Consider the following 9,739-nt stretch of genomic DNA (forward strand, 5'->3'; position numbering starts at 1 on the left):
TTATTGTTGGATTTTATTGATTGAATATTCCAGAGGTGTTTTTAATCCGTAGGCAAATACCCGGTATATTTCTTCATAGCTTAAGTCTTCCCAGTCTTTTTCCGGATTCGGGATATCAGCGATCAATACATTGAAATACCGGCTCAGTTCTCCTGATATTTTCTTAATTGCTTCTACGGCATCCCCGTCATAACCGAGGACTACTGTTTCAATCCCCTTGCTCTGTAATTTATATATCTGGGTATGGGATATTTTCTTGCCGAAAGTGGCTATCACAACTATGCGCCTGTTATCGTACAATTCCATTTTGCGGACTAGGGCAACCACATCAAATATCCCTTCCACAATGATTACCGTATCGGTTTGTCCATCAATGATTGAATCATAATTGTACAGCAGCCGGGTAAAATCATTCTCAGTAGAATTCCTGAAACGAAGTATCCTGTAATTCCCCTTGGTTTTTGCTTTTCTGTTGTAAGCCTCTATTTCGGACTTTGACCATGTATGGCGGGCTACATATCCGACTATGTCGCCTTCATCAATAACCGGAAATATCACATAATCATTGAATTTATAATTTAGCCTGCCCGTTATTCCGACTGGAAAACATTCGTAATCATCATAAGTAAACCCTCTCGATTTCAGGTAATCATGCGAAAAGCACCGTTTATGGAAATCAGGCAATTCCACAATATTCAGTGAGTCGTCAATACTTTCGTCTTCATCTCCTGCAAAGACCAAAAGAGTCTCCAGTCTGGCTCCGGGATTTGCTGTCGGAGTTACCAGAATATCCATACGGCCGATTGTTTCCAGAAGCTTCTTCAGAGTCGTGGTCGATGAGCCGCAACTAAAACAGTGGGACATAAATGGACTTTTACGTCCGGTTTCTCTTCCAATGTATATCCCGAACTTCCCGTCTTTCTTGCAAAAGGGGCATCGACAGATCAGGTTCTTGTTCCCGCCATCGCGTTTAGCCTTCAGCTCATAGATAATTTCTTCGATTATTTGTTCTTTCTCTATTCGTGATAGTTCCATCTATGAATATTTTTTAAGGTTGATTGTACGCCCGGCGTCATAAAAAACTTCATTATCATAATCGGTAGCGATCCTGAAGGTGTCTCCTTTCCTGAAGAAGCGGGATTTGGCAATATGGAGCCGCATCATATCCTCTGCTCTTTCACAGGCCGACTGGTTCAAACTGATAAGATGCGTACAAGGGCGGGCGAGTCCTTTTGCCTCGGCGCAGTTATATTCCGTGAGTACATTCTTTTCGTCATTGAGCCATTCCCTGTTTTCTATGGTAGCCTGATAAGTAACCACCATCCATACCTTTTCATCGGCTGCGAGGTCTTTCAGGTCATTGGCAACAGCAATACGCTTACTGCGCTCATGTTCTGCTCCCCACGCCCTGCGACTAGCATCGGTCAGCAAATCCATACTGTCGATAATTACGATATCGGGATTGTCCCCGTTAATCTTACGGTATTCGGCAAGGCCGTTTTTAATATCGAGCGTCGATACCCGTGAATTAAAGCGGGGAAAACTCCTGACAGTAATGCTCCCTGAATACTCAGCGACCAGTGCCTGATAGTGCCGTATCTCCGTATCCGATATTTTACCTTTCTCGAACAGAAAAGCGTTTTTAGAGATCAGCCCGCCCGAATAAGCATTCAGGGCTTCGTCTTCGGAGCCTTCCAACTGAAAATGCAGGATATGTAACCCATCGTCGATATTGGCATGGATACCGATATGTTTAGCCATATGGGATTTTCCGACTCCTGTCGATGCCAGGAAACAGGTAAGCTGTCCCCTCAGTTCCCTTCCATTGTTCAAATTATCCAGATCGGGGATGTAAAAACGTGTCACCTGACGGAGCCCCAGGCTTTGGTTCTTTATCTCCCGTTCCCTGTTATGGTTAAACCTGGAGGAAAATGTCTTTGCCACATCGACGAATGCTGAAGATTTGAGTGTAAATCCCGATAGCCATTCTGCATATTTCCTTAATTTATCCTGTGCTTCATCCTGTTTATTCTGGTTATATAGTTTTCCTACTTCAGCATATATATTTTGTAACTCTATCCCTTTGATATACGACTCGAACATATCGACTATAGCCTCAGTATCAATATCATCGTCATATTCACGGAACGTATTAATAAGCTCTATGGCATCATAGTCATTGGTAAATGCCTGTGATAGCACGGAGTAGTTCGGGTTCTTCTTATATGTCCTGTAATGGTTGGACAATACTTCCTGTATCCGTTGAAACGTCCTGTCCGGCAGATACTCTTTGCGCATATGCGAGACCAGGATGTTACATATATAATCGAACCGTATAGCAGCGGAATAGAGTTCATATAGAAACTCCGCGCTCAACGGATTTCTTTTTCCTGAATTCATTTCCTGTTTGTTTTTTGATATTCTTTTTCCCTTATACGGTATAGCTCCTCATATTTCCGTTTTGTTATTTCCCTGCATCTTCCCTCATGCCTGCACTGTCTGCAAGCCCCAGAGAAAGGAGTCCATAACAATGTCGATAGCTGACATATATAAAATCCGGCATCAAGGTTGAGCAGGCGTTTCTTGGTAATCTCTTCATATTCGGGATAAATAAATTTTGCCAGAGGGTGTTCTTTTTTGTCGCCAAAGTAGTTAAGCAAAGCAAGACGTGACAAGTTATACCGGTCGAGCCATTTATCTTCGAAGAACCGTTTGTGCTTCGTATTTTGGCAAAAGCGTTCGATTGCTTTTTTACCAAATGAGTGGCTGGCTTTCCATTTGTCAATATAAGACTTGGAGAAATCACTCATAGCAAATACCTGACAGATGCAATAGTCCAATAGCCTTTCTTCACTCAGGTCGCTCATATATATTTTCTCCAGCGAGCCAAGGCAGGAATTCAATGTTTTATGAGCCAGCCCCCCACCCGGAAAAACAAAGCGGTCTGCAATGCTTTTCTTTATCAGGTAGGTGAATACCCTGACTATGTAATTAATCTGTTCTTGCCTCTCCATCCCTGGTAATCATTTCCCTCATTTGCTGTTTGGCCAGGAACAAGCGGCTTTTCACTGTCTCTATATTCTTCGTTTTCAGGCTACCGTTTTCATAGGAAATCTCCATAATCTCATTGAGTTTATACCCCGCCTGTTGTAACAGCAATGCTTCCCTGTAAATGGGCCTTAACTGTTCCAGCGCATTCAGTATATCGTCATTATAGAGTTCGCGGTAATTACCCTCCTGCATATTCAGTTCATCATCATGGCCTTCCCCTATATGGAAATTGGTGATCTGCGATATGTCGATATCATCATTGCGCTTAAACCTGCTGTTACGGTGGTTCATGTCATTGACAAAGCGTTTGGTAACGATATGCAGCCATGTCTGGATAGATTTGGAAGGATCGTAGGTTTCGATATACTTATAGAAATTGATAAGTACCTCATTGAAATTATCCTCCACATCCGCCCCGCAGAAGGTGTACTTGATACAAAGTTTATAGATGAGATTAAAATTAGGCTCGACGTATTTCTTAAACAGCTTATGCCTGTTAGCAATGGATTTACTGTTTAGTCGGTTCCTGCCCGGTTTCTTCTGAGCTTCCACATCCCGATCACTTGTAGTGAATAATAATATACCATGTAATCTGTCAGCTTGCGAGCTTCAGTTAATTTGTTTATTGCCCCTGTGGAACGGGTATTCATTCTTTCCATTCTCGTTTTCTTTAGAAAATTCTGTATTTGCGGATAAAATAATGATAGAGGTGGCAGGCATCCGAAACGTTGTCATCCGGGGGTATAAAGCCATACTTGTCTGTACAGGCCTGCATCATCTCCTGCTTGGATGCCCGGCCATTGCCTGTCGCCCACTTCTTGAGCGTGGCGACATTGACATAATAGGGATCGGGAAGGGATAACTCATCGCAGATAAGGTATAGCAGTCCGTGGAATTGGCTTAGCTTTTTGATATCAGTGAAATAATTATTGACATTGATATCTTCGGCGACTATTAGCTTAACTCCATTATCTTTTATGAAAGAAGATATTGTCTCATAGAATGCCTTATGCTGCTTATTATTGTTTCTCTTTTTGGTCTCGTTAAAATTCCATGTGCCGGAACCATGTATCGAAAAATATCCTGTACGGGTCGCAATATCCAAACTGAGCAATTCTGTTTTATTAATTTCACGAAAGCTATTCGTCAAGTCTTGATTCGCCATTTTCTTTTATAATTTTTAGAGTGTGAGGGTACGACTCGGCGATATTTCCGTGACTGACGATCAAGGCCGTTATGCCCAGCTTATTCAATGCGGCAAACATATATGCTAATCCAGCTTCGTCAACAGCCTCCACGATTTCATCCAGCACAAGCAGATCGAGCCCTTTATCTACATCGCAGTTTGCATTTATCAGTTTCTGCATAGCCAGTATCGTTGCCAGATTAACCCGGGCTGCTTCACCGGCACTGAATTTCCCGAAGGAGCCACAATCGAGCCCGGCGCGGATCAGGGAGATCGATATCTTTTCCCTTACCTTTCCTGACTTCAATACGGTATAGCCGGAGAACCGGATGCGGATATCACTGCCGATATTTTCAAGAAACTCGTTGGTTATCTGGCTCAATGCTTCAATCTTCGTGTTGGCGAGAAAAGTCTTGAATTCAATAAAGTTTTGCTCCTGCCTTTGAAGGAGTTGGAGCTCCTGCTCAATTTTATTCTTTCTCAACAGGGTATCACTTGCCTTTTCTTTATATTCCAACAGGGATTTCTCCAGTGATTCCAGTAAACCGGAGCCGGAATTTTCACCGATCTCTTGAATTGCCTTCTCCAAGGTGTCTATCGAACTTTCTGCGGCATTGATCTCTTCTCCTACATTGCCTTTCTTCCGTTCAATGATCTTATATGCTTCGTCAATCAGGTCGAACGCTTCATCGAATACCTGTCTAAGAATACCTTCAATCTCTCCGTTTAGTTGATTAATCGTACCGATAATATTATCCTGGTTCATCCTTGTCTTTTCCATTTCGACAGAAGCCCTCTTCACATTATTCTCCGATTCATCCAGCCTGGACAGCCAGCTTTGTCTCTGGTTCGAAAGATTACGTTTCTCATCACGGATATGCGCCTGTTCTGACTCTACATCTTCCGCCTCTTTTTCCGTATCATTGATTTTGGATGTGAGGGTAATGTATTTGCGGCCTTGTTCGTCTACTTCTATTTTGCCTTTTTCTACATCGAAGTTTTGATCGGATACGATAAATTCGAATCCGCAGGATGGACAGGTAATCGCTCCGGCTAGTTTATTATTCAGGTTATCTATTGCGGCAGACAACGCCCTGCGGTTTTTCCTTATGGAATCAAGGTCTGAATTTACCCGGATTAACTTCTGCTCCAGCCGTCTTAACTGGCCGTCATACGTCTCGGCTTTGTCAATGCTGTTTTTGGAAAACACTTCATATTCAGCTAAAAGGCCGGAATGTGATGCTGTTGCCTGATTGACCTTTTCTTCGGCTATAACAAAGGATTCATCCCATATTTTCAGTTCCTGTTCCGCTTCATTGATACGTTTTTTCTTATCGTTAATGACTGCGTTCCAGTCCGTCATCCGGGATGAAAAGGTAATCAGCGATAAATGATGGTTTATCCCGGATAAGTAATCTTCCAGTTTGCACTCCTTGTTCTCCAGCTCCTGTATCTGCTTATCGGTTTCTTCCACCCTGACCAGTTCGGTATCCAGCAGGCTCAGTTCTCCGGCTTTTTCGCGGAGCAGGTTTCTTTTATTCGCAATAGACAATTCAAGGCTTTCTATTTTTTCCTGATTGCTTTTCCTCCGGTCATCTTTTTCGTCTTTCTCTTTTTCGATCTGCTCCGTCAGGATGGATATCCGTCCTTCTATTCCCGCAAACTCCAGGTCCCTTTTCTTAAGTAGCTCTTCTATAGGTATTTTATCCGCTATAATATTTTCGATGGCTTTATCTACAAGATTTCCGTTACTGAAGCGGTTGATTATCTCTTTCTTTTCTTTGTCGGAACAGGAAAGGAAGTCCTGATACTTATATTTGGAAAGAATGAAATTATTATACAGTTCGTCTTTAGTCACTCCCAGTTTTTCAAGGAGAAATTTATTATAGGCATCCACCGAATGTTGTGCGACCGGTTCGGGGTCAGATTTTTCGCCATGTATAAGATAGCAGGCCACTACCGAAGCTTCTTTTCGGTAGAGTTTCCGCTCTATTACAAGGGTTTCGCCACAGGCATCATTCCTGAACTGAAGCTCGATCATCGCTTCATCGGAATTATCATTGATAATCTCTTCATTCTTGATTTTCCTTAAGGGGCTTCCTGTTATCCCGATCGAAATACATTCAATCAGCGCTGATTTGCCGGAGCCGTTGCTTCTCTGGCTTTCGTTGTCCCTGTTGTCTCCGAATATCAATGTTGTCACCCCTTGTTGTATCATATAATTGAGTTCACGGAATGCACATATATTCTGGGCGTATATTTCAGTTAGTTTCCACATATTTGTCAATTTTAGCTAGATAAGACAGGCCAAGAGAAACATCTTCTATATTCTTCTCCTGACAGAATTGTTGGTAATTTTCCTGGATTTTATTGCTGTCGAATTTCTCGAACAGGCTGGTAGAAGTAATTGCTTTTAGCTCCGGGTCTTTAGTGACAACCTCTACTTTTGATGCGCCGCACTGGATCAGTTCGTTCTTATCAATATTATTTGCCTCGGCGGTATCACAGTGTATACGTACTTTTACTTTGTATTTTCCATCGGCTTTTACTTCATCCAGGCGGTCTTTGAGGTGGACATTTACTTTTTCTACCGGGATATCGAGAACCATAAACCGTGTGTTGGCTTTGTTTTTGATAAATTCCTGAGTTCCGTCAGTGTAGAGTATGGTATAACCCTTTTCTTCATCCTCCCCGAAGTTATGCTGTCGGGATGAGCCGATGTATTCAATATTTGTTCCGGGAATAACGGTACGGTCGTGGTAATGCCCAGCAAATACCCTGTCGAAATCCGAAAAAATATGGGCAGGCAGTTCATTGTCCGAAGGATGCGCCAGGGCTCCGTTGATTCCTTCATGGATATACAGGTAGTTTTTCTTTCCCGCATCTAAGCCTCTATGAATTAAAGCGTTCAGCTTATCGGTGAAACTTCCGCTTTCAGGGAAGTATGCGATCATATGCAACGCAAAATCCCAGTTGTTTTCGGTAAGAGTCAGGAAATCGTCTACTACAGTCACATTGGCATGCCTTCCGAATACATGGCAGTAACCCCTTATAGCTTCCTGGTCAACCAGGTCATGGTTTCCATTAGTGATCACAACGGCGATTCCTTTTATTTCAGCATCCGCTAACGCGTCATATACCGCCAGCAATACATCCAGTGCCTGGGCCGCCCTGGACTGGAACAGATCACCACCCAAAGCTATTAGTTTGATTTGCAGTTTCTCGCATATCTGTAAAGCTTCGTTCCAGTTCGCATTAAAATCCGGAATATTATCTTTTGAAATATGTATGTCATTGATCATTAAGACACACGGGAAAATAGTCTTAGTCATATTTGAGCAAGATTAGACGGAAGAAGCGCAAATTATATATGCGCTTCCTCTTCGTTAATAATCAAGGATTTTTATACTTATCTCCGGCGGCGGGTACGTTCAGTTTCGGTTTCTTCCTTTTCAGTTTCAGCTTCAGGATCTGCTTCTTTTTCTTCCTCTTGGGTATTTTCGTTGCCTGTACCTTCTTCCAGTCCCTTTTCGATCATATCAAACAACTCTTCATTGGTCGTAGAACGGGTAACGCGGATGTTAAGCTTTTCCTGTTCGATATAGGTTCTGATCAGAGCACGTAATTCCTGACCTTCTTCAGTCTTATCGCCAAGACCTTTGTTTTGCAGGTCGTCAAAACGGTTATAAAGGTCATCCAAGCGTATTTCCGATGAATTTTCTTTTGAGTCTTTTGTACGCTTATCAAAAGAGAAAGAACTTGTATCTTCCTTCGGCAGGGCAGCCTGTAGTGTTTCGATAGCCTCTTTCATTTCTTCGGATTCCATCAGGTCCATTTCGTACTTGATATCGCATTGTTTCAGGAATTCGAGGGTTGCCTCAAACTGGTAACGGGAATAGCGGTATACAACTTCCGGAATGCGTGGGGCTGACATCAGGGCGTTTAATTCATCGACAGTCAGTATATCATTATCCGACTCGTTGTCGATACTGGTAAGGTATTCGGTTTTTGCCCCGTTTTTCTTTTTCTCTATCTCTACAGGATAGGCATTATAAACGGAACTGACCGGGCAGGGATAGTTTGGGTTTTTGCTTAATTTTTTCTGCCAGAGTTTGAATTTGCGTTCATCCAGTTCCTTGAACTGTGAATGGCTGAGTGTCAGTAATTGCAGGCCTTTGGCTCTCTCGTTCATATCAAAAATATACATGACATGCCCATAATTGAATTTCAGTCCGCCTCCAAAAGAGCCTCCTCCGATTTTTTCGGCAAGCTTTTCATCGCCTTTTTCGTTAGCGGCATTTACTGCTGCTTTCCGGTAAACATCGATCAGGTCAATGGGATAACCGGCTTCTGTCACTCTTGGAACTGTAACATACATATAGGAAGGTTTTCCCCCGGCAGATGGTTTTTCCAGTTCTAAAAGCATCTGATAAACCGGATACTCATAGCTCTTACGGTTGATGCTTCCGTCTTTGTTTGGGGCCAGAGGCAAGATACGCAACCGGTAAATGCCAAATTTGTCCATCCGGAAAAATTCTGTTTTCTGGAAAGACTTGTTTTCTTCCATGGCCCGCTGCTGGGCTTCGCTGTACGTTTCCTGTGTACCTAAAAATAAATCTTCTATCGACTTATTCATGTACTCCGGACTTTCATAATTCTCTTCTTGCATAATGATTATAAATGCTGATAGTTATTGAATGCCGAAAAAGAATCTGATCCGACAACAAACGGGTTCGGGTTCTCCGTTTATTTTCAATTTATAATCTGGGGAGAGACTGGTAAGGCAGGGATTGCCGGAAAATAATTACTCTCTGTGGCCTGTAGTAAATGGCTCAATTAATAAAGCCCTCTGGGAATTAAGAGGGTTGCAAATATAAAAAGGACACGGCAGGCTTGCAAGGTTTCTCAAATAAATATTCACGCATTAATTTAACTGATATATTATCAGTTAATTGTGGATTGTTATTAATGTTAAATTTAAAAAGAAAATTAATTGTTTAATTTCCTCTCATATTCCACTAATGCAGATATCCTATCTTTATTTTCCTTCATATACATATCCAGTTTCTTTTTTCGGATAGCCTCATAGTATATCTTCCTTTCTTCAGTGAGTATCTTAGGTCTTTTACAAAATAGGCCTAACCGTGCATATTCCTCCAGATAACGAAAGAACTTCGGCTTTTTTAAAGATGTATCATCCGAACTTTTACAAATTGTCTTAATCAATAATAGGGGTGGTTCTCCGGCCATTGAAACCGGAGTCATCCGCATTATTATATCAAACACAACCGGGGCTTCATACTTAAGCATAAAACCCAGCCGTGTTTCTTCAAATGAATATCGCTTGTATGTTCCTTTAGGACGGCCTTCTTCTTTTTTTCGGAACTTCCTTTTTTTCGGGCTCTGCGTCAGTCTCTTGTTCTTGTGTAACCTGGCTCTCGGCATTTTCTTCTTCTGTAATTTCCGGTTTAACATAAACTTCCGCTAAGATATTTTTCTCTG

The 9,739-nt window shown here is 42.1% G+C and carries 10 protein-coding genes; all 10 read right to left on the reverse strand.

The annotated features are described in order from the left end of the window. The 10 genes from IR083_RS07195 to IR083_RS07240 all read right to left on the reverse strand — a co-directional run bounded on the left by IR083_RS07195 (nucleotide 1) and on the right by IR083_RS07240 (nucleotide 9,682). The gene (locus IR083_RS07195) at nucleotides 1-1,035 is read right to left on the reverse strand and encodes a toprim domain-containing protein (protein WP_194223755.1); all 1,035 of its coding nucleotides are present in this window, start codon (nucleotides 1,033-1,035) and stop codon (nucleotides 1-3) included. After that, entirely contained in the window at nucleotides 1,036-2,400 is a 1,365-nt protein-coding gene (locus IR083_RS07200; protein WP_194223756.1) for a DnaB-like helicase C-terminal domain-containing protein, read from the reverse strand. Further along, nucleotides 2,397-3,014, reverse strand: a complete 618-nt coding sequence (locus IR083_RS07205; RefSeq protein ID WP_194223757.1) for a hypothetical protein — start codon at nucleotides 3,012-3,014, stop codon at nucleotides 2,397-2,399. The genes IR083_RS07200 and IR083_RS07205 overlap by 4 nt, the downstream gene beginning before the upstream one ends. After that, entirely contained in the window at nucleotides 2,992-3,603 is a 612-nt protein-coding gene (locus tag IR083_RS07210; protein WP_317174695.1) for a sigma-70 family RNA polymerase sigma factor, read from the reverse strand. Before IR083_RS07210 ends, IR083_RS07205 begins: the two co-directional genes overlap by 23 nt. Continuing rightward, nucleotides 3,567-3,710, reverse strand: a complete 144-nt coding sequence (locus tag IR083_RS07215) for a hypothetical protein (protein WP_194223758.1) — start codon at nucleotides 3,708-3,710, stop codon at nucleotides 3,567-3,569. The genes IR083_RS07210 and IR083_RS07215 overlap by 37 nt, the downstream gene beginning before the upstream one ends. Before the next feature lie 11 nt (nucleotides 3,711-3,721). Beyond that, entirely contained in the window at nucleotides 3,722-4,216 is a 495-nt protein-coding gene (locus tag IR083_RS07220) for a hypothetical protein (RefSeq protein ID WP_194223759.1), read from the reverse strand. Next, the gene (locus IR083_RS07225) at nucleotides 4,191-6,515 is read right to left on the reverse strand and encodes an SMC family ATPase (RefSeq protein ID WP_194223760.1); all 2,325 of its coding nucleotides are present in this window, start codon (nucleotides 6,513-6,515) and stop codon (nucleotides 4,191-4,193) included. Before IR083_RS07225 ends, IR083_RS07220 begins: the two co-directional genes overlap by 26 nt. After that, a complete protein-coding gene (locus IR083_RS07230) occupies nucleotides 6,499-7,569 on the reverse strand; it encodes an exonuclease SbcCD subunit D (protein WP_194223761.1) in 1,071 nt (356 codons plus the stop codon). The genes IR083_RS07225 and IR083_RS07230 overlap by 17 nt, the downstream gene beginning before the upstream one ends. A 77-nt stretch (nucleotides 7,570-7,646) precedes the next feature. Further along, a complete protein-coding gene (locus tag IR083_RS07235) occupies nucleotides 7,647-8,906 on the reverse strand; it encodes a hypothetical protein (protein WP_194223762.1) in 1,260 nt (419 codons plus the stop codon). Nucleotides 8,907-9,226: 320 nt separating this feature from the next. Then, nucleotides 9,227-9,682, reverse strand: coding sequence for a hypothetical protein (locus tag IR083_RS07240; RefSeq protein WP_206759853.1), 456 nt, complete (start codon nucleotides 9,680-9,682; stop codon nucleotides 9,227-9,229). Nucleotides 9,683-9,739: the final 57 nt, after the last annotated feature.

The organism is Dysgonomonas sp. GY75 (assembly GCF_015234155.1).
GTDB lineage: Bacteria > Bacteroidota > Bacteroidia > Bacteroidales > Dysgonomonadaceae > Dysgonomonas > Dysgonomonas gadei.